Annotated in this window: 22 protein-coding genes; 8 read left to right on the forward strand and 14 right to left on the reverse strand. The window is 71.1% G+C overall.

Annotated elements, in window-relative coordinates; all coding sequences use genetic code 11:
- Positions 1 to 121: 121 nt before the first annotated feature.
- From ACWEPL_RS48780 to ACWEPL_RS48790, 3 genes are read right to left on the reverse strand one after another with little or no spacing between them, the layout of a single operon-like run.
- The gene (locus ACWEPL_RS48780) at positions 122 to 853 is read right to left on the reverse strand and encodes a metallophosphoesterase family protein (RefSeq protein ID WP_221519178.1); all 732 of its coding nucleotides are present in this window, start codon (positions 851 to 853) and stop codon (positions 122 to 124) included.
- On the reverse strand, positions 846 to 1,094 hold the full coding sequence (locus ACWEPL_RS48785; RefSeq protein ID WP_192787480.1) for a BON domain-containing protein: 249 nt from the start codon (positions 1,092 to 1,094) through the stop codon (positions 846 to 848). The genes ACWEPL_RS48780 and ACWEPL_RS48785 overlap by 8 nt, the downstream gene beginning before the upstream one ends.
- A 45-nt stretch (positions 1,095 to 1,139) precedes the next feature.
- On the reverse strand, positions 1,140 to 2,135 hold the full coding sequence (locus ACWEPL_RS48790) for a DNA topoisomerase IB (RefSeq protein WP_363979504.1): 996 nt from the start codon (positions 2,133 to 2,135) through the stop codon (positions 1,140 to 1,142).
- Between the two features lie 54 nt (positions 2,136 to 2,189).
- Here ACWEPL_RS48790 and ACWEPL_RS48795 point away from each other — a divergent pair, with 54 nt between their 5' ends.
- From ACWEPL_RS48795 to ACWEPL_RS48805, 3 genes are all read left to right on the forward strand, one after another.
- On the forward strand, positions 2,190 to 2,465 hold the full coding sequence (locus ACWEPL_RS48795; protein ID WP_363979501.1) for a hypothetical protein: 276 nt from the start codon (positions 2,190 to 2,192) through the stop codon (positions 2,463 to 2,465).
- Positions 2,466 to 2,472: 7 nt separating this feature from the next.
- Complete coding sequence (locus tag ACWEPL_RS48800; RefSeq protein WP_452440317.1) at positions 2,473 to 3,480, forward strand: SDR family oxidoreductase; 1,008 nt, start codon at positions 2,473 to 2,475, stop codon at positions 3,478 to 3,480.
- Positions 3,481 to 3,561: 81 nt separating this feature from the next.
- Positions 3,562 to 5,391, forward strand: a complete 1,830-nt coding sequence (locus ACWEPL_RS48805; protein WP_452440318.1) for a transketolase — start codon at positions 3,562 to 3,564, stop codon at positions 5,389 to 5,391.
- 87 nt (positions 5,392 to 5,478) lie between these two features.
- Here the strand turns inward: ACWEPL_RS48805 and ACWEPL_RS48810 are convergent, their stop codons facing one another.
- Both ACWEPL_RS48810 and ACWEPL_RS48815 read right to left on the reverse strand, forming a co-directional pair.
- Positions 5,479 to 5,964 carry a ChaB family protein gene (locus tag ACWEPL_RS48810; protein ID WP_363979492.1) on the reverse strand — a complete coding sequence of 162 codons (486 nt, stop codon included), beginning with the start codon at positions 5,962 to 5,964 and terminating at the stop codon, positions 5,479 to 5,481.
- Positions 5,965 to 5,977: 13 nt separating this feature from the next.
- Positions 5,978 to 6,259: a hypothetical protein gene (locus ACWEPL_RS48815; RefSeq protein ID WP_192787484.1), complete on the reverse strand. Its 282-nt coding sequence runs from the start codon at positions 6,257 to 6,259 to the stop codon at positions 5,978 to 5,980.
- 38 nt (positions 6,260 to 6,297) lie between these two features.
- Between ACWEPL_RS48815 and ACWEPL_RS48820 the strand changes: the two genes are divergently transcribed.
- The 3 genes from ACWEPL_RS48820 to ACWEPL_RS48830 all read left to right on the forward strand — a co-directional run bounded on the left by ACWEPL_RS48820 (position 6,298) and on the right by ACWEPL_RS48830 (position 10,779).
- Complete coding sequence (locus ACWEPL_RS48820) at positions 6,298 to 6,807, forward strand: shikimate kinase (protein WP_452440319.1); 510 nt, start codon at positions 6,298 to 6,300, stop codon at positions 6,805 to 6,807.
- A gap of 12 nt (positions 6,808 to 6,819) precedes the next feature.
- Positions 6,820 to 7,374, forward strand: a complete 555-nt coding sequence (locus ACWEPL_RS48825; protein WP_363979485.1) for a GNAT family N-acetyltransferase — start codon at positions 6,820 to 6,822, stop codon at positions 7,372 to 7,374.
- Positions 7,375 to 7,479: 105 nt separating this feature from the next.
- Positions 7,480 to 10,779: a protein kinase domain-containing protein gene (locus ACWEPL_RS48830; RefSeq protein ID WP_452440320.1), complete on the forward strand. Its 3,300-nt coding sequence runs from the start codon at positions 7,480 to 7,482 to the stop codon at positions 10,777 to 10,779.
- Here ACWEPL_RS48830 and ACWEPL_RS48835 read toward each other — a convergent pair.
- From ACWEPL_RS48835 to ACWEPL_RS48845, 3 genes are read right to left on the reverse strand one after another with little or no spacing between them, the layout of a single operon-like run.
- The gene (locus tag ACWEPL_RS48835) at positions 10,776 to 12,629 is read right to left on the reverse strand and encodes a protein kinase domain-containing protein (RefSeq protein ID WP_452440321.1); all 1,854 of its coding nucleotides are present in this window, start codon (positions 12,627 to 12,629) and stop codon (positions 10,776 to 10,778) included. The genes ACWEPL_RS48830 and ACWEPL_RS48835 overlap by 4 nt on opposite strands.
- A 58-nt stretch (positions 12,630 to 12,687) precedes the next feature.
- Complete coding sequence (locus ACWEPL_RS48840) at positions 12,688 to 13,689, reverse strand: hydroxyacid dehydrogenase (RefSeq protein WP_452440323.1); 1,002 nt, start codon at positions 13,687 to 13,689, stop codon at positions 12,688 to 12,690.
- Between the two features lie 34 nt (positions 13,690 to 13,723).
- Positions 13,724 to 14,758, reverse strand: coding sequence for a LacI family DNA-binding transcriptional regulator (locus ACWEPL_RS48845; protein WP_452440325.1), 1,035 nt, complete (start codon positions 14,756 to 14,758; stop codon positions 13,724 to 13,726).
- Positions 14,759 to 14,856: 98 nt separating this feature from the next.
- Between ACWEPL_RS48845 and ACWEPL_RS48850 the strand changes: the two genes are divergently transcribed.
- Positions 14,857 to 15,957: a winged helix DNA-binding domain-containing protein gene (locus tag ACWEPL_RS48850; RefSeq protein ID WP_452440326.1), complete on the forward strand. Its 1,101-nt coding sequence runs from the start codon at positions 14,857 to 14,859 to the stop codon at positions 15,955 to 15,957.
- A gap of 292 nt (positions 15,958 to 16,249) precedes the next feature.
- On the opposite strand, the gene ACWEPL_RS48855 is transcribed toward ACWEPL_RS48850, so the two are convergent.
- Positions 16,250 to 17,386 carry a Fic family protein gene (locus tag ACWEPL_RS48855; RefSeq protein WP_452440327.1) on the reverse strand — a complete coding sequence of 379 codons (1,137 nt, stop codon included), beginning with the start codon at positions 17,384 to 17,386 and terminating at the stop codon, positions 16,250 to 16,252.
- A 233-nt stretch (positions 17,387 to 17,619) separates the two neighbouring features.
- On the opposite strand from ACWEPL_RS48855, the gene ACWEPL_RS48860 reads away from it, so the two are divergent.
- On the forward strand, positions 17,620 to 17,877 hold the full coding sequence (locus ACWEPL_RS48860; RefSeq protein WP_185067965.1) for a DUF1876 domain-containing protein: 258 nt from the start codon (positions 17,620 to 17,622) through the stop codon (positions 17,875 to 17,877).
- Position 17,878: 1 nt separating this feature from the next.
- Here ACWEPL_RS48860 and ACWEPL_RS48865 read toward each other — a convergent pair whose 3' ends face one another.
- The 5 genes from ACWEPL_RS48865 to ACWEPL_RS48885 are packed head-to-tail and all read right to left on the reverse strand — an operon-like array spanning position 17,879 to position 24,302.
- Positions 17,879 to 18,784 (reverse strand): dihydrodipicolinate synthase family protein, encoded by a 906-nt coding sequence (locus ACWEPL_RS48865; RefSeq protein WP_452440328.1) that lies wholly within the window; start codon positions 18,782 to 18,784, stop codon positions 17,879 to 17,881.
- On the reverse strand, positions 18,781 to 19,815 hold the full coding sequence (locus ACWEPL_RS48870; RefSeq protein ID WP_363979458.1) for an ABC transporter ATP-binding protein: 1,035 nt from the start codon (positions 19,813 to 19,815) through the stop codon (positions 18,781 to 18,783). Before ACWEPL_RS48870 ends, ACWEPL_RS48865 begins: the two co-directional genes overlap by 4 nt.
- Entirely contained in the window at positions 19,808 to 21,745 is a 1,938-nt protein-coding gene (locus tag ACWEPL_RS48875; protein ID WP_452440330.1) for a dipeptide/oligopeptide/nickel ABC transporter permease/ATP-binding protein, read from the reverse strand. The genes ACWEPL_RS48870 and ACWEPL_RS48875 overlap by 8 nt, the downstream gene beginning before the upstream one ends.
- Positions 21,742 to 22,701, reverse strand: coding sequence for an ABC transporter permease (locus ACWEPL_RS48880; RefSeq protein ID WP_363979452.1), 960 nt, complete (start codon positions 22,699 to 22,701; stop codon positions 21,742 to 21,744). The genes ACWEPL_RS48875 and ACWEPL_RS48880 overlap by 4 nt, the downstream gene beginning before the upstream one ends.
- Positions 22,698 to 24,302 (reverse strand): ABC transporter substrate-binding protein, encoded by a 1,605-nt coding sequence (locus tag ACWEPL_RS48885; protein WP_363979449.1) that lies wholly within the window; start codon positions 24,300 to 24,302, stop codon positions 22,698 to 22,700. Before ACWEPL_RS48885 ends, ACWEPL_RS48880 begins: the two co-directional genes overlap by 4 nt.
- Positions 24,303 to 24,419 lie beyond the last annotated feature (117 nt).

The following is a 24,419-nucleotide window of genomic DNA, read 5'->3' on the forward strand; positions in this document are numbered from 1 at the left end:
GCGCCCCGCCCCGTGCTGATCTGGGGCGGGGCGCCGCGCAGGTCGAGGGGGTGTCGGGGATGATGCTGGGGGCGTTCGACGCGACCGAGGACGGCATCTGCCTCCTGGCCGCGATGGTCCTCTAGAAGCCGGTCTCGCAGTCGAGGCAGTAGACCGCGTAGGCCCGGCCCAGCACCGGCAGCGCCACGTTACGGACCCTGATGCCGCCCGGCGTCATGCCCTTCTCGCTGCCCTTGTGCGCGTGGCCGTGCAGGATCAGGTCGGCGCCCGCCGTGTCGACCGCCTCCGCCAGCAGGTAGCTGCCCAGGAACGGGTAGATCTCGTGCGGCTCCCCCTCCAGCGTCTCCTTGATCGGGGAGTAGTGCGACAGCACCACGCGCTTCTCGGCCACGATCTCCTTCAGCGCGACCTTCCAGGACTCGGCGATGTAGCGGGTGTGGGCGACGAAGTTCTTGATCTCCCGCTCGCCGAACTCGCTGGCGCACTTGCCCGCGAACCCGCCGCCGAACCCCTTGCCGCCGACCACGCCCAGCTTCCTGTCGCCGCACTGGACGACGGCGCCGTCGTCGTCGAGCACCACGACGCCCGCGTCGCGCAGCTCGCCGGCGATCTCGTACTGCAGGTCGGAGTGGTAGTCGTGGTTGCCGAGCACCGCGACGACGGGGATCGGCAGGCCGCGCAGCTCGTCGGCCACGACCCGCCCCTCCTCCAGCGTGCCGTGCCTGGTCAGGTCGCCGGCCAGCATCAGCACGTCCGCGCGTTCCTCGATGCCCACCAGTCTCTTGCGGTACTGGCCTCTGTCGTCCTCCCCCAGGTGGATGTCTCCGACGGCCGCGATACGCAGGTCAGTCAAGACGCTCATCCTCCCCCGGCTCACTGGCCTCCACGACCCTGATCTCGTTGTGCAGGTGGAGCTCGGGCGCGGCCTCGTGCGCCACCTGGCCGAGCCGCTCGCGCTGCCCTGTCCCGCTGACCTCACCGCGCAGGAACAGCTGGTCGCCTCGTATGTCGACGCGGATTCCGAGCTCGTGCGTGCGTCCGTCCTCGGCCAGCGCCTGCTGGACACGGGCCGCGACGTACTGCGGAGCTTCCATCGCTCGCCTCCTTCTTCTGTCGCCGCATGCCCCTGGATTAACACCTCAAACGGCACGAATAAGGTCAATAACCGCCTGCTCGACCGGGCCCACCGTGGCCAGTTGCCCGAAATCGGTGTCCGCCCCCAGCTCGGTCAGCGCGGCCGCGATGGTCCTGTCCTGGTCGTACGCCTCGACCACCCGCGGATCCACGTACGAGGCCCTGGCCACCGTGGGCGTGTTGCCCAGATATTCGGCGACCTCCCGCATGACCCGGGCCACCGCACGTTTCTTCTGGCCGGCCGGCTTGGAGACCGCCAGGCCCACGGCGGCCAGAACGGTGGCGTGCCAGGTGCGGAAGTCCTTGGCGGTGACCTCGTACCCGATGATCTCGCGCAGGAAGTCGTTGATGTCCTCGCTCCTGACGTAGCCCCAGCCGCCGTCGCGCCGCCGGTAGCGCAGCAGCTCGCCCTCCACGCCGAGCGCCTTGAGCGACCTGAGCACCTTGCAGGCCCCGGGATCGGCCACCTCGACCTCGCGGGAGATGTCCCCCTTGGCCTGGTAGGAACAGGTGACCATGCCGTTGGAGCAGGTGAGGTGCTCCATCCTGAGCGTGGCCAGCCCGTACGTGTCGTAGCTCTCGCCGCCGATGCGGAAGAAGCCGACGTCGAGCAGGCGGGCCGCGGCGGCCAGCACCCGCTTCCTGGTCAGGCCGCGGCCGCCGAGCCGGCCGTCCACGGCCTTCCTGAACTCGGGCAGCCGCTCGGCCACCTCCAGCACGCGGTCGAACTTGGCCTGGTCCTGCTGCTCGCGCCACAGGTCGTGGTAGCGGTACTGCCTGCGCCCGGCCGCGTCCGTGCCCACGGCCTGCAGGTGGCCGTCGGGGGACGTGCAGATCCACACGTCGGTCCAGGCCGGGGGGATGGCCAGCGCCTTGATGCGGGCCAGCGTGGCCCGGTCGCGCACCGCACGCCCGTCAGGCCCCTGGTAGCCGAACCCGCGCCCGCGGCGCCTCCGTACGATCCCCGGCTCGCTCTGATCACTGGGACGCAGCTTGGGCACGGGCAGCGGCTACCCAGGAAGTTAAGGGACAAACAGAACGGGCAGGTGGGCGGCATGTCGGATAACAGGGACATACCGGATAACGGAAAGTGGCACGAGGAGCGGGACATCAGGGGCCATGCCATGGTGCCCGCGACGCCGCGCGACGTGGCGCACATCAGGATCGGGTCGTTCCTGCTGGTGTTCATGTTCGCGTTCGCGGTGCTCGGGATCATCGTCGGGGCGCCCGTCATGACGGGGATCGCGCTCGTTGTGGGCCTGGCCACGGTGGTCGACATCGCTCTGGCCGTGCGACGCCAGAAGCTGCGACAGGACGGAGAGGCGGGCTGATTGCGACATGACACCACTTGAAGGGCGCGTAGTGGTGGTGACGGGTGCCAGCGGCGGGGTCGGGCGAGCGGTCGTCCGGCAGCTCGGGCACCAGGGTGCGAAGGTGGCGCTCATCGCCCGGGGCACGACCGGGCTGGGCGCCGCCGCCGTGGACGTGGGGGTGGAAGGAGGCACCGGCGAGGTATTCGAGGCCGACATGGCCGACTACGACCAGGTGCGGAGGGCGGCCGAGCGTATAGAGGCGGAGATGGGGCCCATTTCCGTCTGGATCAACACCGCATTTTCATCCGTCTTCGCCAAATTCACCGATATTTCCCCAGATGAGTACGCCCGCACCACCGCGGTGACGTACCTGGGCTACGTCTGGGGCACGAAGGTGGCCCTGGACCTCATGGGCCCGCGCAACGCGGGTGCGATCGTCCAGACCGGCTCGGCGCTGTCGCAGCGCGGCATCCCGCTGCAGTCGGCGTACTGCGGCGCCAAGCACGCGGTCAAGGGGTTCACGGAGTCGGTCCGCACGGAGTTGCTGGCCGACCGCAGCGGCATCGACATCACGCTGGTGCAGCTGCCCGCGGTCAACACCCCCCAGTTCGACTGGGTGCTGTCCAAGCTGCGGCGCCACCCGCAGCCGGTCCCCCCGATCTACCAGCCGGAGGTGGCCGCCAGGGCCATCGTGTACGCGGCCGAGCACCCGGAGCGCAAGGAGTACTGGGTGGGGGCCAGCACGGCCGCCACCCTCCTGGCCCAGCGCGTGGCGCCGGCGCTGGTGGACCGCTATCTGGCCAGGACCGGCGCGCGGTCCCAGCAGACGGACGAGAAACCGCCGGAAGGCGTCGCCAACCTGTGGAAGCCGGCGGACGAGGACGTGGACTACGGCGCCCACGGCTCGTTCGACGCGCGCTCCCACGCCCACAGCCCCCAGCTCTGGCTGGCCCAGCACCGCGGCGCGGTCCTCTTCGCGCTGGCCGGCGGCGCGGCCGCCGCGTGGGCCGCCCTGCGACTGCGCGGGCGATGAACCGAGCCCCGTCCCCCCTGATCGGCCCGACTTAAGCGGGCCTGGCGGGGTAGGCGGCGGGAAACCGCTTCCGAGGAGGCCATGATGCCTGAGCGCGATCTTCAGTACCTGACCGAGCTGGCCGCGCAACTGCGGGTCGATTCCGTGCGGGCGGCCGCTGAGGCCGGGTCCGGCCATCCGACCTCGTCGATGTCGGCGGCCGATCTGATGGCCGTGCTCTTCGCGTGCCACCTGCACTACGACTTCGAGAACCCGGACAACCCCGCCAACGACCACTTGATCTTCTCGAAGGGGCACGCGTCCCCGCTGCTCTATGCGCTCTTCAAGGCAGCCGGGGTCGTCGACGACAAGGAGCTCCTGACGTTCCGCCGGCGGGGCAGCCGGTTGGAGGGGCATCCGACGCCGCGGCTGCCGTGGGTGGACGTGGCCACCGGGTCCCTCGGGCAGGGGTTGCCGGTCGGGGTCGGGGTGGCCATGGCCGGGCGGCTGGAGCGGATGCCGTATCGGGTGTGGGTGCTCTGCGGGGACAGCGAGCTCGCCGAGGGGTCCATCTGGGAGGCGGCCGAGCACGCGGGGTGCGAGGGGCTGGCCAACCTGACCGCGATCGTGGACGTGAACCGCCTCGGCCAGCGCGGGCCCACCCGGCACGGATGGGACACGGGGGCCTACGCGCGCAGGTTCGGGGCGTTCGGGTGGCACACGATCGAGATCGACGGGCACGATCCCGGGCAGATCGACTACGCGCTCAGCGACGCCCGCAACACGCGCAGGCGGCCGACGGTGATCCTGGCCAAGACGCGCAAGGGCGAGGGAGCCCTGGAGGTCGAGAACCGCGAAGGGGCCCACGGCAAGCCGCTCAAGGACCCGGACAAGGCCGTCGAGGAGCTGGGCGGCCGGCGGGACCTGCGGGTCGAGGTGCACAAGCCCGAGGCCCCGGCGGCGCCGTACCGGTTCGAGACCAGGCCGATGAGCCTGCCCGCGTACAAGGTGGGCGACAAGGCGGCCACGCGGACGGCGTTCGGGGAGGCGCTGGCGGCGCTCGGCGCGGCCCGCGGGGACGTCCTGGCGCTGGACGGCGAGGTGGCGGACTCGACCAGGGCGGAGGCGTTCGGGAAGGAGTTCCCCGAGCGGTTCTTCGAGATGTACATCGCCGAGCAGCAGCTCGTGGCCGCCGCCATCGGCCTGCAGGTGCGCGGGTGGAAGCCGTACGCGGTCACGTTCGCGGCGTTCCTGACCAGGGCGTACGACTTCATCAGGATGGCCGGCGTGAGCAGGGCCTCGATCCGGCTCGTGGGGTCGCACGCGGGGGTGGCGATCGGCGAGGACGGGCCCTCCCAGATGGGCCTGGAGGACCTGGCGATGCTGCGGGCGGTCTACGGCAGCACCGTGCTCTACCCGTGCGACGCCAACCAGGCGGCGGCGCTGACGGCCGAGCTGGCGGACGTGGAAGGCGTCTCCTACCTGCGCACCACGCGCGGGGAGACGCCGGTCATCTACCCGCCGGGCGAGCGGTTCCCCGTGGGCGGGTCGCGGGTGCTGCGGCACTCGCCCAACGACCGGGCCACCATCGTGGCCGCAGGGGTGACCGTGCACGAGGCGCTGGCGGCGGCCGACGAGCTGAGCGGGGCCGGGATCCCGGTGGGGGTGATCGACCTGTACTCGGTCAAGCCGGTCGACACGGCCGCGCTGGTCGAGGCGGCCACCACCACGGGCAACCTGATCACGGTGGAGGACCACCGGCTGGAGGGCGGGCTCGGCGACGCGGTGCTGGACGCGGTCAGCGAGCTGGGGCCGCGGGTGGTGAAGCTGGCCGTGACGGGCCTGCCCGGCTCCGCGACGCCCGAGGAGCAACTGGCCGACGCCGGCATCGACCGCCAAGCGATCGCCGAGGCGGTCAAGCGGCTCCTGTGATGGATATGCCGGACATGAGTGAGGGCCGAGGGGCGACCTGCCCCCGGCCCTCCCTTTTGGCGTGGCCCCCTGAGCGGGAAGCCCCCGTCAACGGGCCTTCGCCGTCAGCCTCCTGTTGGCCCTCCTGATGGCGTTCACCAGCTCCTGCTTGGTCATCTTCGATCGGCCGCGCACGTCGAGCTTGGCGGCCATCTTCTGCAGGTACTCCCTGGTGGCGTTGAGGTTGACGCCCTCGACGACGCCCTCGGCCGTCTTGGCCGTCCGGGTCATCGCGGCCTTGGCGGTCCGGGTGGCGGCCTTGGCGGTCCGGGCCATCGTGGCCTTGCCACCGGTCCGGGTCGTGGTCGCCTTCCCGGTCCGGGTCATCGTCGCCTTGTCGGAGGGGCCCTTCTTGGGCTCCCAGTGGTCGCCGACCTTCTCGAAGGATCGCTTCAGCGCGGCGAACGCGGTCATGTGGGCGCGCCGGCCCTCGCCGTACTCCTTCACGGCGTTGTCGTGCGCCTTGATCCACGTGTTCTGCGCTCTCTTCGGCGAACGCTTGATGGTCGACGGCAGCTCTTCAACAGCTGGCATGTCGATTCACCTCCTACAGCGGTGGTTCGTCGTAGCGGCGGCGTTCCTCGTACACGGTGGTCCTGCGGGCTTCAGGCTCCTCGTAGACCTCGTGACGGTGAACCGGCTCGTCGATGGGTCCGACCGCTCTACGGGTGACGCTGATCCTGTAGATGCCGAACAGGAGTCCGACGAGGCCGCCGAGCATGAGGATGACCCCCACTACGTTGATGTCGAGACCGGCGAGGTCGAACTCGACGGCCCAGGTGAGGATCGCGCCGAGCATGATGAGGATGATGCTTCCGGCGATGGTCATCAGATTTACCTCCTTGACACGAAGGAACCTCTATCCACATGTCGAAAAACAAACCAGTCGTACTGGTCGGGCTCATGGGCTCAGGCAAGTCGAGCGCCGGCCGGTTGATCGCGCAGGCGCTCGGGCTGCCGTTCAGCGACAGCGATCCGTTCCTTCAGGGGCGCTACGGCGGCACCGCCGCGCAGATCGCCGAACGCGAGGGAGCGGACGCGCTGCACCGGTACGAGGCCGACCACGTGCTGCACCAGTTGGCCGGCGAGCCGGAGGTCATCGCGGCGGCGGCCAGCACGGTCGAGTTCCCCGAGGTGCGCGCGGCGCTGGCCAAGGCGTTCGTGGTCTGGGTGGACGCCGCCGACGAGGTGCTGGCCCAGCGGATGAAGTCGAGCAGCCACCGCCCCGACTACGGCCCCGCCGTCATGCGGGCCCGGCGCGAGCCGTTCTTCCGGGAGGTCGCGGACCTGAGGTGCGACGTCGGCGAGCTGACCCCCGAGCAGGTGCGGGACGCGACGCTGCGGGAAATGGGTTTGCCCGAAGGCGATCGGCCCTGATAGCCAAAGGGGATGTTCGCCGAGAAGCCCACCCTGACGGGTGACCGCGTGACCCTCTGCCCGGTCGGCCCGGAGCATGTCGACGGCCTCTTCGAGCTGGTCTCCGACCCCGAGGTGGGCCGCCTGACGGGCTCGCACGGCGAGATCGACCGCGGAGCCGCCCACCAGTGGTACGCCACCAGGAAGGACCACGCCGACCGGCTCGACCTGGCCATCATGGCCGCCGGCGAATACGTCGGCGAGATCGTGCTCAACGAGCTCGACCAGCACAACCTCGCCTGCAACCTCCGCATAGCCCTCATCGGCGAGCGCGCCTTCGGCAAGGGCTACGGCACCGAGGCCATCGAGCTGGTCCTCGACCACGCCTTCGCCACGACGCCGCTGCACCGCATCAGGCTGGGCGTCTACGCCTTCAACGAGCGGGCGCGGCACGTCTACAAGAAGGTCGGCTTCGTCGAGGAGGGCGTCGAACGCGACGCTCTGCTGTGGGACGGCGAATGGCACGACGCGGTGCTCATGTCGGTGCTCCGGCACGAATGGCCGGCAAGATCCGGAAGCCTGGCATAATGATCATGACGCATGGGTCCCCCGAGGCGCGCGGGGGACCTGTGGCGTCTTTGGGACAACCATTGGGCAGTGGCGTGCATCTAAGCATCAGTGACGATGCGCTTGGTGCCAGGTGACCCCGAGAGGCTCGGCGGCTTCTGGCCGGCGGCCAGACTCGGCGCGGGCGGGCGCGGCGTGGTTTACGACGCCTACGACGACGAGGGCCGCCGCTTCGCGGTGACGGTGCCGCGTGGCCAGGTCGGTCGCCGGTTCGAGCGGGTCACCTGCCCCCATCTGGCGGAGGTGGTCGCCGTCGGCGACGACGAGGGCGTGCCGTACGTGGTGAGCGAATACGTGGACGGACCTGACCTGCGGCGCGCGGTCGAGCTGCACGGGCCCTACGCGGGCGACGAGCTGGTCGCGCTGGCCGGCGCGCTGGCGTCGGCGCTGAGCGCGCTGCACGAGGCGGGTCTGACGCACCGGGGGCTCAATCCGGAGAGCGTGCTGCTGGCCGCCGACGGGCCCAAGGTGATCGAGCTGGGCGTGCCGGCCGGCGGCACGTACACGTACACGGCTCCCGAGGTCCTGACCGGGCGCGACTCGGGGGCGGCGGCCGACGTGTTCGCGTGGGGCGCCGTGGTGCTGTTCGCGGCCACCGGGGACGATCCGTTCAGCGGGACGAGCCTGGGCGGGGTCATGCACCGGCTGCTGACCGTCGACCCCGACCTCGGCGTGCTGCCGGAGCCGCTGCGCGAGCTGGTCGGGCGCGCCCTGGCCAAGGATCCCGCCGACCGGCCCGCCGCGCCGGAGCTGTGGGTCGAGAGCCCGGCCGACGTGCGGCCGCCCGAGGGGCACGCCGGGCCGCGCTCGCTGGGCGAGGTGGCCGAGGAGGTCTACCTCGCGCTCACGCCGCGGCAGCAGGCGGAGGTGCCGGGGCTGCTGCTGCGCCTGCTCGACGGCGACAGCCCGCACGACGAGGGCGACGTGCTCGGCCCGCTCATGGAGGCGGGTCTCCTGGTACGCCGCAGCGTCCGCGTGGCCCCGACCGAGACGCCCGTGGGCAAGCTCGTCGCGGTCAGCGACCAGCGGGTGGCCCCGGCCAGCGCGGCCCTCTACCGGGCCTGGCCCCGGCTGCGCGCCTGGGTCGAGGACGAGCGCGAGAGCATGCACGTGCACCGGGAGATCCGCGACGCCGCCAGGAACTGGTCGGAGCACCGGCGCGGCAGGAGCCACCTCTTCCGCGGCCAGGCGCTCGACACGGCGCTCGCCTGGGCCGCGACCAAGCGCCGCCATCTACGCCTCAACCAGCTCGAACGCGACTTCGTCAACGACAGCGTGACCCTGTCCAAGCAGCGCAGGAGGCTGCTCACACCCGCGCTGGCGGCGCTGGCCGCCGTGCTGGCCATCGCCGTGACGCTGTCCGTGGTGTCCGTGCACGGGCAGAACCAGCTGCGCGGGCAGCTCGTCGAGGCCAACGCGCGGGCCGTGGCCGCCAGGGCGGAGGCGCTGCGGTCGTCCGATCCGCGTACGGCGATGCGGCTGAGCGTGGCGGCCTGGAAGCTGTCGCCGGTGTTCGAGGCGCGGGCGGCGCTGCAGGCCTCGCTGGTGCAGCCGGAGCTGGGGGTGTTCACCGACCCCGCCGCCGACCTGCGGGCGCGTTACGTGCTGCGCGGCGACCAACTGGTCAAATGGGGCACGGGTACGGTCGCCGTCTGGGACCTGGCCGGCGGGCAGCGGCTCGGCTCGTACTCGCTGCCGGCGGGGAGCGTGCTGAGCGACGACGGGAGGTTCGCGGAGGCGGCCGACGGCCGGCCGTTCGAGGTGTCCACGGGGCGCGCGCCCTTAGAGCCGGTCACCTACGCGATCGGCCAGGGCAACAGGACCAGGGTCTACCAGGGCGGGCGGCTGCTGTTCGACGTCGCCGACCGCCAGGTGGCGCTCTCCGCCGACGGGACCAGGGCCGCCTTCTCCAGCCTGAGCGGGCGGGTCGATCTGTGGGAGCTGGCAGGGCGGACCAAGACCGGCACCGTCTCCGTCCAGCCGCCCACCGGCGCGGACGCGGCGGCGCCCGCCCTGGCGTTCAGCCCCGACGGGGCGACGCTGGCCGTGGCCGGGCGCGACGGGATCACGCTCGTGGCGGCCAGACCCCCGAGCCCCGTCATCCCCAAGCGGGCGACCACGCCGAACCCCACGGCGTCCGGAACACCCGAGATGTTCCGGGCGGAGGGGCGCATGGCCCGGGAGTCCGTGCGCGGCATCGAGGTGGTCGGGGCCGACGCCCTGGGGCACACCTCGGCCGACCCGCCCGCCTTCAGCCCCGACGGACGCCTGCTCGCGCTGCCGGGCGACGGCGAGGTCCGGGTCTGGAACGTCGCCGAACGCCGCCTCGCGGGCGCCTACCCCCTCCGAAACCCCGAGCGCGGCCTGGCCTTCTCCGCCGACGGCCGCTCGCTGCGCTACCTGAGCGGCACCGGCTCCGTGGTCTCGCTCGACGTCTCGGGGCTGCCCGTGCCGTCCGAGGACGCCCCCTCCGCCGCCTTCTCCGGCAACGGGCGGGTCGCCGCCAAGGAGGTCGGCGACTCCATCGAGCTCACCGACACCGTGGAGCGCAAGCAGCTCGGCCGCATCGCCGCCGCCGGCGATCTGGCCTTCGACGCCGACGGCCGGCTGCTCGCCGTCGCAGGCGACCCCGTGACCGTGTGGGAGGTGACCAGCAGCCGCCGGGTCGCCGCCATCGACGCGGGCGGCGACGTGCTCGCCGTGGCCCTCTCCCCCGCCGGCGACACGCTGGCCACCGCGCGGGGCAGGACCCTGGAGACGTGGGACGTGCGCAAGGGGCGGCGCATCAAGGCGTACGAGGGCGCGGGCGACCTGGCGATGGCCTTCAGCCCCGACGGCTCGACGCTGGCCGCCGGCGCCAAGCTCCTCGACCTGCGCACCGGCGCGATCACCCCGCTGGTCCTCGACCGGTCCGCCGACGCCGGCGAGGACCCGCCGGCGCCGACCGCGCTCGCCTTCTCGCCCGACGGGCGCACGCTGGCGTTCGGGCTGGAGGGCGGGCACGTGCTCCTCTGGGACCTGCGCAAGGGGAAGGCGCGGGGCACCATCCAGACGGGGACGGCCCCGGTGGACGAGCTCCGCTTCTCCCCCGGTGGCGACCTGCTGGCCATCGACGCCGCCCGTACCTCGCTCTGGGACGCGGGCACGATGCGGGAGGTCGGCCAGGCGGGCTCGTGGGCCGCCGGACCGGCCTTCACCCAGGACGGCAAGCGGCTGCGCGGCGTCGGGCCGGACGGCACCGTACGCGAGAGCCCGGTCGATCCCGGGCTGGCGGCGCAGGCGGTGTGCGCCAGGGCGGGCGGGTCGCTGAGCAAGGCGGAGTGGACCCGGCTGATCCCGGAGAGCGGATACCAGAAGATCTGCTAGTCGCTCGCGTAGGTCTTGACCACCTTGCCCTGGAGGTTGGCGACCAGGTAGCCCGAGCTGTACTCGTCGGACGCGTAGACGAGCAGCACCTGGCGCGGGGTGGCGAACGCGTAGTCGGGGTCCACGATCAGGTACCGCGAGGTCGGCTTGGCGACGCCGAGGTCCTTGTTCGCCTTCTTGAACAGGGCGGGGAGGGCGTCCCAGTTGTACTTCTGCAGGTCCACGAAAGGCTTGCCGCTCATCTTGCCGCCGGCGCTCGAGCGGGTGATCTCGCCGTCGCGGTAGAAGTAGGTGTCGTAGACGGCCTTGTTGGCCTTGGTCGGTGCCTCGATCGAGGCGTACGTGGGGTACACCGTCATCCTGACGACCTTGGTGCCGCCGAGCTCGTTCTTGATCTTGGCGATCAGGGCCCGCATTCCCGCAGGGGTGTGCAGGTTGCCGGGTGTGGCGGGCGTGCTGTCGCGCGGGGACTCGGGATCGGTGCGCTCCACCTCGGAGGAGTCCTCCGAGGTGGAGCGGACCGACGGGTCCTTCCTCGTAGTGCTCCTCGACGCGGAGGGGATCAGCTGCCACACCAGTACGCCCGCCACCGTGACCGCGACGGCCGACGTCACGATGCCCACGGTGAGGCCCCCGCCGCCGCGGCGGCGGCCGTGCACGGTGGTCGCCTTCGGGATCGGCGCCGGACCCCACGGGGGCTGCTGCGGCGCGTGCCCGTACCCGGGCGGCATCGTCTGCCCGCCCATCGGCGGCCCTGGGCGACCGGCCATGGGCGGCACCGTGTGGGCGGCATGCGGCCCGGGCGTCCCGGGGCCCGTCGCGTGACCCATCCCAGGGCCCGTCGCGTGACCCATCCCAGGGCCCGTCGCGTGACCCATCCCGGGACCTGTCGCGTGACCCATCCCGGGACCTGTCGCGTGACCCATTCCGGGGCCCATCGCGGGGCCCGCCGGGGCGGGGCCCTGGGCGTGCGGGCCCGGCATCGCCGGGGCAGGGGTGGGGGGCATCGGGGGCGGGGCCGCGCCGGGGTCGGCGGCCGAGGCCAGCATGCGGTCGAGGGTCTCGGCGTCGGGGCGGCCCGCCGGGTCGCGCCTGAGCAGCGCGCTCAGCACGGGGGTGAGCGCCCCGGCGCGCTCCGGCGGCGGCACCTCCTGGTTGAGCACCGCGGCCAGGGTCGCCAGCGTGGTGCTCCTGCGCAGCGGGTGCCGGCCCTCCACCGCCACGTACAACATCATGCCGAGCGACCAGAAGTCGGAGGCCGGGTCGCCCTCGACGCCGTTGATGCGCTCGGGCGCCATGTACTCGGGCGAGCCGATGAACGACCCGGTGGCCGTGAGGCTCGTGGACTCGCGTACCGCCGCGATGCCGAAGTCGGTGAGCACCGACCGGCCGTCCTCGCGTAACAGGACGTTGGCGGGTTTGACGTCGCGGTGCTGGATGCCGACGGCGTGCGCGGCCCGCAGCGCGGACAGGACCTCCCTGCCCAGGCGCGCCACCTCCTGCGGCGACATGGGCCCGCGCTGGATGCGGTCCTGGAGGGAGCCGCCCGTGACCAGCTCCATGACGATCCACGGGTAGCCCTGCTCGCCGGGGTCGACGATGTGGTGGATGGTGGCCACGTGCGGGTGGTTCAGCCGGGCCAGGGCGCGGGCCTCGCGCAGCACCCTGGCCCGCAGCTCGCGGGCGCCCGCCGGGTCGTGCTCGTCCATGGAGGGGTCGGGCGGGCGTACCTCCTTGAGCGCGACCTCGCGGTGCAGGGCCACGTCCCAGGCCCGCCACACCAGGCCCATGCCCCCGCCGCCGAGCCGCTCGTTGAGCTCGAAACGGCCGTCGATCACCCGTTTGTGCATGCAGAGCAGCGTAGGGCCGACCCGCTGCCCGCGCCATCGGACCCCGGCAGTACGGGCATCACGCGCTTATCGCCAGCGACCCCGCTTCGACGCCGTACCGGAAGGGCAGGCCCTGGGCGTATCTGGACAGCTCGTCGAGCGCCTGGTGGGCCAGACGGGACAGCTCGCCGCCGAGCGACCCGGCGATGTGCGGGGTGAGCAGGACGTTCGGGAGGTCGAAGAGGGGCGAGTCGGCGGGCAGCGGGTCGGGCTCGGTCACGTCGATCACCGCGTACAGCCGTCCACTCGCCAGCTCGGCGACGAGCGCGTCCTGGTCGACGAGCGCGCCCCTGGCCGTGTTGATCAGCGTGGCGCCGTCGCGCATGCGGGCGAGGCGGGCCGCGTCGATGAGGTGCCTGGTCTCCGGGAGCGAGGGCGCGTGCAGGCTGACCACGTCGCACCGCTCGATCAGCTCGTCCAGCCCGACGTGCGGCACGCCCAGGTCCTCCGTCAGGTACGGGTCCGCCACGAGCACGTCGAGCTCGAACGGCCGCAGCAGCTCGATCACCCGGCGGCCGATCCTGGAGGCCCCGACGATGCCGACCGTGCGCCGGTAGTTGCCGAACCCGGGGAAGCGACTGTCCGCGTCGATCCGCGCCCGTTGCTCGCGGTAGAGCGCGGCGATGTCGAGCACGCGCTTGTTGGCGAACAGGATCGAGGCCAGCGTGAACTCGGCCACCGGCTCGGCGTTGGCCGCCGCGGCGGACGACACGACGATGCCGCGCTCCCAGCACGCCTCGGTGACGTGGTGCTTCACGGTGCCGGCGGCGTGCACGATCGCGCGCAGCCTGGGCGCCCTGGCCAGCACGTCCCCGGTGACGGGCGGGCACCACCAGCTCGTGTAGAGCACCTCCGCACCGGTCAGCGCCTCGGCCACGGCGGGATCGGCGAAGTCCTCGGCCACCAGGCCGGGGTCCACGTCGGCGATGCCGACCAGGCGGTCGCGCACCTCGCCGGTGAAGAGCCGGGCCGCCACCGGTCGCCCCATGGCCAGCAGCGTCTTCGGCCGTGATTCGCTCATATCGCTCCCCCCGCAATCAATACGATCGAATCGATCATAACGAAGGGGGACCGGACGACTCCCGGGGCCTGAGCTCGGGCAGCAGCGCCACGTGGCGGCCGACCGGGGCGGCGCCCGCGGCGAGTCGGGCGATCAGCAGGTCCACCGCGCAGCGCCCGACCTCCTCCTTCGGCGGCGCCACGGCGGTGAGCGAGGGCGAGCAGAACGCGGCCACCTCGTCGTCGTAGGCGACCAGCGACACCTCGCCCGGGATGTCCACACCCGCCGCGACCAGGTGCCTGACCAGCGTGAGCGCGTCCTCGTCGTTGTGCACGAGCAGGCCCGTCACGCCCCGGTCGCGCACCAGGCGCAGCACGCCCGCCACGAGCTCGTCGGTGCGGTCGCGGTCGATGACGATCTCCGCGGGGGTGTCCAGGCCCAGCGCCGAGGCGGCCGCCAGCAGGCCCGCCCGGATCCCCGGCGTGGTCGGGCTGGGGAAGGCGACGAGCGCGAGCCCGCAGTGGCCCAGCTCGGCCAGGTGGCGTACGGCGAGGTAGGCGCCGTGGGCGTGGTCGGAGGCGACCGCGTCGAGCGTGGCGGCCGGGCCCGCGGGCTCGGCCCGGCGCTCCACGAGCACGGCCGGGACGCTCAGCCCGGCCAGCCACTCCACGTGGGAGCCGTCGGGCTGCCTGCTCGGGGTGAGCAGCAGGCCCTCCGCGCCGCCCTTGACGAGCTGGCGCACCTGGGCGCGGTCCTCGGCGTCCTCGTACCGGGAGATGCCGAGCACGAGCCGCGCCCCCGCCCTGGCCGCCTGCTCCTGGGCGCCCTTGATCACGGCCGGGTAGTAGTAGTGCGCGGTCGGGACCAGCATGCCGATGGTCAGCCCGCCGGCCCGCGGGGCGGGGGCCTCGGCGGGCAGCGTGACGCCGCCGTGCACCCTGGTGAGCAGGCCCTGGGCGGCCAGGTGCTCGACGTCCCTGCGCAGGGTGACGGCGGAGACGCCCAGCGCCTCGGCCAGGTCGGCCACCCGGGCCGAGCCGCGGTCGCGGACCTGGCGGAGGATGAGCCTGTGGCGCTGCTCGACGGACATGCCTCGATCCTATGCCTTTCGAAATGATCGTTTTAGTTTCGTTCGATCAATTGCCATTGAGGACCGGAACAGACCTCATCAACCCCTACCTTTGACCCATGGACCCCCTCATCAGCCGCAGGGCGCTCAACCGGGCCACGCTCGACCGCCAGCACCTGCTGCGCCGCACCGACAACTCCGTGGTCGAGGTCGTGGAGCGCCTCGGCGGGCTCCAGGCGCAGACCCCGCACACCTGGTACACCGGCCTGTGGAACCGGGTGGAGGGCTTCAAACCCGCCGACGCCGCCGACCTGCTGCTCTCGCGCGAGCTCGTACGCATCGCGCTGCAGCGCGGCACGATCCACCTCGTCTCCGCCCGCGATTGCCTGGCCATCCGGCCGCTGCTGCAGCCCGCCATCGGGCGCATGACCACGTCGACGTTCGGCAAGCGGTGGCAAGGGGTCGACCTGGACGAGCTGGCCGCGGTCGGGCGGGAGCTGCTGGAGGAGCGGCCCATGACGTTCGCGGAGCTGGGCCGGAAACTGGCCGAGCGGTGGCCGGCGAACGATCCGCACGCGCTCGGCCAGGGCGTGCGGTGGCTGGTGCCGCTCGTACAGGTGCCGCCCAGGGGCGTGTGGGGCAAGAGCGGGCCCATCGCGCACACGAGCGCCGAGTCCTGGCTGGGCTTCGAGGTGCCGGCGATGACGCCGGCCGAGCTGGTGCGGCGCTATCTCGCGGCGTTCGGGCCGGCGTCGGTGATGGACGTGCAGACGTGGTCCGGGCTGACGCGGCTGGGCGAGGTGGTGGACTCGCTCGACCTGGTCCGCTTCAGGGACGAGGCCGGCCGGACCCTGTACGACCTGCCCGACGCCGTACGACCCTGCGAGGACACCCCGGCGCCGGTGCGGCTGATGTACGACTTCGACAACCTGTTCCTGTCGTACGCCGACCGCTCCCGGGCCATCTCCGACACGGGAGCGACCGCCCTCCAGGGCTTCATGGGCACGAACGTGGTGCCGCGCGTCATCCTGGTGGACGGCTTCACCGCCGGGGACTGGACGGTGGCCCGCGCCAAGGGCACCTCCACGCTCACCATCCACCGGTGGATGCCGATCCCGGTCCTGGAGGAGGTCGAGGAGGAGGCACGGAGGCTGCTGGAGTTCCTGGCGCCGGGCGACAAACACGAAATCACGGTCTCCGACGGTCCTTCCAAACCCTGACACGGCCGTGCACCGGGGGGAACGGCACGGTCTTCGCCGGACAGCGCTTCGCGCATTGGAGCTCAGGCTGTGAGATCGGGGGGCGCGGCCCCCCAAACCCCCGCTCAAAGCCGCTTCGCCGATTCGTCAGGCGATCAAGTCTTGCCGAGTCGTCAGCCCGCATGCCAGGAATGCGACCTTGTCGGCCGAGTCACGAGAGCCGATGCGAAGAGCGTCTTCTCGATCGCCTACGAACCCCAGGGAATTACGCTTGCCCCCCAGGCGCGGAAGGCCTGGCGCACTGAGCCGCGGTCTAGGGAGCGTACGGGTCCACCAGGGGTGACGGGGTCCGGGCCACCTCCAGCACCTCCTCGGGGAAGGCCGGCCCGGTGGTGTAGAAGCGAGTACGGGTCTTACCGACTGGGGTGAGCAGTTGGGCGGTGACCAGGTCGCGTAGGTCGCGTTGGGCTTGTTGAACGCTGAGGCCTTCGGCGCTCTCGTAGCGAGTGCGGCGGACGCGTCCGGATGTCGCAGCATCGTGCAGCGCGGTCACCACGCGTTCGTCGAGCCGCCGTTGCCGGGCGAACTCCTCCAACAGCACCCAAACCCGATTCGAGCGCTCAAGGCGCGCTTTTACCGTTTGTCCCTGCTGGTGGTAGGCGGTGAGGTTGAAACGGATCCAGTCGGAAACGTCCTGGTCCGGACGATAGGTCGCGCCGCGCCGGGCGAGCACAGCGTAGTACTCCCAGGTGTTGCCCGGCCTGCCCAGCCATGCCTCGATGGAGGAGAACTCCGGCGCGAGCACCCCGTCCCTGGCGATGATCAGGGTCTGCAGTGAGCGTGACATCCGTCCGTTGCCGTCGGCCCAGGGGTGGATCGAGACCAGGTGCAGGTGCGCCATGGCTGCTCTGATGAGCGGGTGATCGCCGTTGTCGGTGTTGAGCCAGTCGCAGAACTCGCGCATCAGGCTGGGTACGTCCAGCGCCTCAGGAGCCGTGTAGGCGGCGATGCTCGGATCACGGACGTCGGTGACGTAGACGGGACCCTTGCGCCACTGCCCGGCGGGTTTGCGCATGGTGTGGCGATGGCCCTGGAGCATCCAGTGGAGCGCGTTGAGGAAGCCCGCGCTGTAGCAAAAGTCCTCGACGTCGTGGAGAGTGTGGATGTAGGTCATCATTCGCTGGTAGGCGAGGGTCTCTTCGCGGTTCTCTTCCGAGACATCCACGTCCCTCTCACCCTCCATGAGGTCTTCCACGTCGATGGTGGAGACCTTGAAGCCTTCGATGGAGTTGGAGGCGGCAACTGCGTCGGCGGTCAGAAACTTCCGGAGCCCAGTGGTCCACTTGGCGGGTGTGGCGCGAACCTGATGATGCAACGCACGTCGGGCCGCCTCGATCTCCTCGAGGACCCGGCCGTCTTCCGCGGCGAGAGACGGCGTGGCATACAGCATGCTTCCATAATAGATTGACGCAATCATTGCGTCAATCTATTAGCCATACGGCAACGCCACGGCGGGCGGCGCGGCCACCAGGACGAGCAGAGCAGCCGGCCGGGAGGGCACCCGGGCGGGAAACCATCACCCCGGCGTAGGCCCCGCCGGGGTGACACCAGGGCCGTTCCGGGGGCCTGACCTTTACCTTTGGGCTCGTAAGAGAGACCCTCGAAGTAGGGAGGTGTCTTCCCATGGAGTACAAACAGTGGAACATACAGATCTGGATCAGTGAGGACGACGAGGACGCCGTGACCACGGCCACGGCGGTGCTGTTCACCGCGGACGGAAAACGTCACGAGAGCGTGGCGCACGCCCGACGCAATCCCACCGACCGCCCGGTGCCCGGGATCGGGGACGAGCTGGCCGCTGGGCGGGCCCTGTCCAACCTGGCCTCGAAGTTGATCGAGGACGGCGCGGACGACGTGGCCCAGCTGGCCGGTACGGCATAGTTCAGAGCAGCCCGGCGGCAGCCAGGAGCTTGCCGATCCGGCCTACCTCGTCGTCATTGAGCGGAACCTGCGGGAGCGCGGTGATCGGGCAGTCGATGACACCGCGTAGGTGAAGCGCAGCTTTGAAGGCTCCGAGGCCCGACGAGCTGCCGCCCATGCGTGAGCCGCCTACACGGACTATCTCGAACAGCCTGACCAGGCGCTCCTGCTCCGCTCTTGCCGCCTGCCAGTCGCCCCGGGCGGCACACTGGTAGAGCTCGACGTATCCCTGCGGGTCCACGTTGCCCAGGCCGGGCACCACGCCGTCCGCGCCCATCCACAGCGCCGAGTCCACGGTCACCTCGGACCCCGTGAGCACGCTGAAGGGCGCCTCGCGGCCCAGGATGACCTGGCGCAGGCCGCCGTCGTCGCCGCTGGAGTCCTTCACTCCGGCCAGCGCGCCCTCGGTGGCCAGGCCGAGCAGGAGTTCGGCGCTCAGCTTCGTGTGCACGGAAACCGGCAGGTCGTACGCGTAGACCGGCAGCCCGCCCCGCGCGGCGATGGTCCGGAAGTGGGTGCGGATCTCGTCCGGATGGGTACGCGTGTAGAACGGCGCGGTCGCCACCAGCCCCGACACCCCCGCCTCGGCCGCGACCCGCACGTGTTCGAGCACGCGTGGCGTCGTCATGTCGATCACCCCGGCCAGCACCGGCACCTGCCCGCCCACGTGGCCGACCACGGTGTCCAGCACCACCCGGCGCTGCGCGTCCGTCAGGTACGCCACCTCCGACGACGACCCCAGCACGAACAGCGCGTCCACGCCCCCCGCCACCAGGTGGTCGACCAACCGGACCAGCGAGGCGGCGTCCACCTCGTAGTCAGGGGTCAACGGGGTGCAAACCGGGGGAATGACGCCGGTCAAAGTCATGCGCGCTCCTGGATCAGCTCTACATCAGTTGCTCCCGCCGCCACCGGGTGGTGGCAGTGGAAGAGGTGGTCGCCTTCGGTCTGCGCCGCGGACCGGTCCTCCGCACGGAGGTGGTCGCCTTCGGTCTGCGCCGCCGGCCAGTCCTCCGCACAAAGGTGGTCTGCCCGCCAGCACCGGGTGCGGAACGGGCAGCCGCTCGGCGGTCTGGTGGCGGAGGGCACCACGCCCACGAGCGGGATCGGGTTGATCGGCGAGATCAGGCCCGGGGTCGCGGAGAACAGGGCCCGCGTGTACGGGTGGCGGGCGCCCATCGGCACGGCCCGCGCGGGCGCCTGCTCGACGATCCTGCCGAGGTACATGGTGACCACGCGGTCGCTCATCCTGCGTACCGTCTGGATGTCGTGCGAGACGAACACCAGCGCGAGCCCGAGCCGTTCCTTCAGGTCGAGCAGCAGGTTGAGGATCTGCGCGCGGACCGACACGTCGAGCGCGCTGGTGGGCTCGTCGGCCACGACCAGGTCGGGTTCGAGCGCGAGCGCCCTGGCCACGGCCACGCGCTGGCGCTGCCCGCCGGAGAGCTGGCTGGGCAGCGCGTCGGCGGCGCTCGCGGGCAGGCCCACCAGGTCGAGCAGTTCGCGTACGCGGGCGTCGCGCTGGGCGGGGGTGCCGCGGCGGTGCACGTTGAGCGGGTCGCGCAGCACCTGCCTGACGGGCAGGCGCCGGTTGAGCGCCGTGGACGGGTCCTGGAAGATCATCCCGACGCTGGAGCCGATCAGCGCGCGCCGCTCGCCCTCCTTCAGCGCCCACAGGTCCTTGCCGCGGAAGGTCACGCTGCCCTGGGTGGGCTGTTGCAGGCCGACCAGCACCCTGGCCAGCGTGGACTTGCCGCAGCCCGACTCCCCCACGACCCCGACCGTCTCGCCGGCGCTCACCGTGAGGTCCGCCGCGGTCAGCGCGTGGACGCGGTCGCGCGAGAACAGGCCGCCCGAGCGGGCCTTGTGCACGACGTGCACGTCCTTCAGCTCAAGCATGCTGCTCACTTCCTACGAGCGCCGGATGATGGCAGGCCACCGCGTGCGTGGTGTCCCCCGTCAGCACCGGAGCCTCGGTACGGCACACGTCCGTGGCCATGGGGCACCGGTCGGCGAACCGGCAGCCGGGCGGGAAGTCGGCCGGGGCGGGCACCACGCCGGGGATCTGCGTGAGCCGCTCGGCCCCCGACTCCAGCGACAGCACCGAGCCCAGCAGGCCGCGGGCGTAGTGGTGGGCGGGCGCGCCGACCAGGGTCGCCGTGACGCCGGTCTCGACGATCTGGCCGCCGTACATGACGACCACGCGGTCGGTGACGTCGGCGACCAGCGCGAGGTCGTGCGAGACGAGAATCAGCGCGAACCCCAGCTCCTCGCGCAGCTTCAGCAGCAGCTCGATGACCTGCGCCTGGACGGTCACGTCGAGCGCGGTGGTGGGCTCGTCGGCGACGATCAGCTTCGGGTCGCGCGACAGCGCCATCGCGATCAGCACCCGCTGCCGCTGGCCGCCCGACAGCTCGTGCGGGTAGGCGGACAGGGTGCGGCGGGCGTCGAGGCCGACGAGTTCGAGCAGTTCGGTGGGGGTGCGCCGGCCGCCGCGGCGGGTGAGCTGCTTGATCTGGGCCTTGATGGTCATGGCCGGGTTCAGGGACGAGAGGGCGTCCTGGTAGATCATCGCCATCTCGTGGCCGAGCAGGCGGCGACGGGCGCGGCGCGACTCCGCGAGCAGTTCGCGCTGGTCGAAGCGGACGTGCCCGCTGACGCGGGCGCTGCGCGGCTGCAGGCCCATGATGGTCAGCGCGGTCAGCGACTTGCCGCAGCCCGACTCGCCGACCAGCCCGAGCACCTCGCCCGGGTGCACCTCGAAGCCGATGCCGTCCACGATGTCCACACCGTCCGCGAAGCCGATCCGCAGCCGTTCCACCGAGAGGATCGGTGGCCCCTGCGGGAGCGGGCGGGCGCGTTCGGCCAGCCTGCGGGCGGCCTCGGCCAGCCCGGGGAGCTCGACGACCTCGCCGGAGCCGGGCCTGGCCCGCTCGAACGCGTCGTCCTTCTTCGGGACGGCACTGCGGGCGGCGGGCGCGGCCCAGGCGTCGGAGATGCCCTCCGAGAGGATGTTGAGCGCGAGCACGGTCAGCAGGATCAGCAGGCCCGGGAAGACGGTGGCCCACCAGCCGCCGAGCAGCACCATGTTCTTGCCGTCGGCGATGACGCTGCCCCAGGAGGGGTTCGGCGGGCGCACGCCGGCGCCGATGAACGACAGCGACGCCTCGAACACGATCGCGTCGGCCACCATCACCGTGCAGAAGACCAGCACGGGCGCGGCGCAGTTGATCGCGACGTGCTTGACGACGATGTACGGCGTGCGCGCCCCGATGATCCGCTCGGCCGCCACGTAGTCCTCGCCGTACTGGGCGATCACGTTGGCCCGCACGACCCTGGCCACGGACGGCATGTAGAGGAAGGCCATGGCCATGACCAGCACCGGGATGCTGCCGCCGAACACCGCCACCAGCACGGCCGCCAGCGCGATGCCGGGGAAGGCCATGACGACGTCGAGCAGGCGCATGATGGTCTCGTCCACGGCCCGGCGCGAGGTGGCCGCGATCGCGCCGACGACCGCCCCGGCCACCAGGGCGAGCGCGGTCGCGCCGAGGCCGATGATCAGCGACCAGCGGGCCCCGTACAGGAGCCTGGACAGGATGTCGCGGTTGGCGCTGTCGAGGCCCATCCAGTGCGCGGCCGACGGGCCGCCGCCGGTGGCCTCCTGGAAGTACGGCGAGTTCGGCGCGATCCACGGCGCCAGCAGCGCGGCCAGCACGACCACGGCCACGATGCCGACCGCCACCCACGACAGGGGCTTGAGGCGGCGCAGAGTCATGCCCGGCCCCTTCTTCGGCACGGACAGCCGTTCCGTCAGTCCACGTCTCATGCGGCGCTCCTGAGGCGGGGGTTGACCAGCAGGTAGAGGACGTCCACGACCAGGTTGACGACCATGAAGCCGACCGCGATGGTCAGCACCACGCCCTGGACGACGGCCGGGTCGCCGTCGCGCACGGCGTTGATCATGAGCTGGCCCATGCCGGGCAGGCCGTAGATGGTCTCGATGACGACGGTGCCGCCGATCAGGTATCCGATGCGCAGGCCGAGCACGGTGAGCGGGGTGATCAGGGCGTTGCGCAGCACGTTCCTGCCGACGACCACGATCGGCGGCAGGCCGCTGCCGATCGCGGTGCGCACGTAGTCGCGGTCCAGCTCCTCCACCATCGAGGTGCGGATGATGCGGGTGAGCTGGGCCGCGATCGGCAGCGACAGCGACAGCGCGGGCAGCGTCATCGACTGCAGCCAGCCCGCCGTGGAGTCGGCCGGGTTGATGTAGCCGCCCGTCGGGAACAGGCCCTCGCCGACGGCCAGGTACTGGATCATCAGCAGCGCCAGCCAGAACGACGGCGCCGCCACCCCGACCAGCGACACTACGCGGATCACCTGGTCCGGCCAGCGGTCGCGGTACAGCGCCGCGGTGACGCCGAACACCAGCGACAGCACCACCGCGGCGGCCAGGCCCAGGAACGTGAGCTGCAGCGTCAGCGGCAGCGCGGTCGAGATGGACTCCAGCACCGGCTTCTTGGTGAGCACGCTGGTGCCCATGTCGCCCTGGGCCAGGTCCGCGACGAAGCGGACATAGCGCAGGGGCAACGGGTCCAGCAGGCCGTTCTCGAGCTGGAACTGGTGGATCTGCTCGGGGGTCGGGTTCGCGCCCTGGAAGTACGCGTACTCCGGCTTGCTGTTGGAGAAGCGCATCACGATGAACACGAACGCGACCACGCCGAGCAGCAGCGGGATCAGCATGAGGAGCCGCCGGAGCAGCATCCTGGCGACGAGCGTCATGTCCTCTTGGCCTGCAGCAGGTTGATGCCGGGGTAGGGCTGGGCGCGGATGCCCGACAGCTTCTTCGGGTCCCAGGCGGTCATCAGCTCGTTGTGGACGACGGGGTAGAGGATGGCCTGCTCAGCCACAAAGTCCAGATATTTGTGGATAACTTCGGTCCTCTTGGCCTTGTCGGTTTCCTTGCTGGCCTCGTCCATCATCGCGAACAGCTTCTTGGCGTCCGCGGTGCCGTCCCAGTGGCTGTACTTCATCCACAGGCCGCCGGGCACGTAGTTGTAGTGCAGGATCAGGTCGGCGTCCATGCCGAACTGGTTGGGGTTCGAGGCGGCGGCGACCACCTGGTAGTCCTGGAACTGGTCCATCTTGGCGAACAGCGCGGCCGTGTCCTGCGGCTCCAGCGTGGTCTTGATGCCGATGGCCTCCCAGGAGGCGGCGATGGTGGGCAGGCAGTCCGCGATCCAGCTCACGTTCACGGCCATGAGGTTGATCGTGAGGTTCTTGACCCCGGCCTCGGCCAGCAGCGCCTTGGCCTTCTCGGGGTCGTAGTCGTAGACGACCGAGGCCCGCTTGTAGGCGGGGTTGCCCTCGTTGAGGAAGGAGCTGGAGGCCGTGCCGTGGCCCTTGAGCGCCACGTCGATCATCTTCTGCTTGTCGATCGCGTAGTGCAGGGCCTGGCGCACCCGTACGTCGTCGAAGGGCTTGGCGCCCGTGTTGAACATCAGGAACATGTGGTTCATGCCCTTGCCGCCCTCGACCGTCAGGCCCTGCTGCTTGAGCTGCTCGACGTTGGCGTACGGGATGTTGTCGGCGATCTGCGCCTCGGCCGAGCCACCGGAGATCTTGGCCACGCGGGCGGCGGCGTCCACGATCGTCAGCCAGTTCATCTTCTTGGCCGTGGCCGGGCGCGGCCCGTTGTAGCCGTCGAACGCCTCGAAGGCGGTGTTGGACTTGGGGTTGTGCGCGGTCTGCTTGTACGGCCCCGAGCCCATCGTCATGCCGCTCTTGGCCTTGTCCCACGCGCCCGCCTGGCTGAACACGTGCTTCGGCATGATCTTGGCGATGGTCAGCCTGGGCGCGGCGTCGGGGAAGGGGAACTTGAAGACCAGCTCGACGTTCCTGTCATCGACCTTCTTCACCTCCTGGAGCCAGGACTTGAAGAAGTTGCCGGTCAGGACGTTGTCGGGGCCCAGGATCCGCTCGAAGGTGAAGACCACGTCGTCGGCCGTGACCGGCTGGCCGTCGTGCCACTTGGCGCCGTCCCTGAGCGTGAACTTCCAGGAGGTCGCGTTCAGGTCGGTGGGCAGGGCGGTGGCCAGGGCCGGGTACGGCTCGCGCGTGATCGGGTCGGTGTCGAGCAGGCCCTCGTAGATGTGGCTGATCCCCGCCATCGCGAACGCCGACGCGGTCTGCGTCGGATCCCAGCTCTGGTCGTTGCCGTACCCGATGACGGCGGTGATCAGATCCTTGTTGGATCCGGCGCCGACCGATCCGGTCGAGGCCGGACCGCCGGAACACGCGGAGAGCGTCGCCGCGACGAACGCTGCCGCACCCGTAGCCCCGCTGTAACGCAGAAAGTCGCGGCGGCTGAACTCAGAGCTCACGGAATCCTCCTGGGACGTAGCACGTGGGACATCCCATGTCCTATCTTTGCCGTAACGTGGACGCTAGATGGTGCCACCGCTTGAGGTCAACAGAAGATTTCCGGAATGTTACATAGG

It is taken from the genome of Nonomuraea sp. NPDC004186, assembly GCF_053603495.1.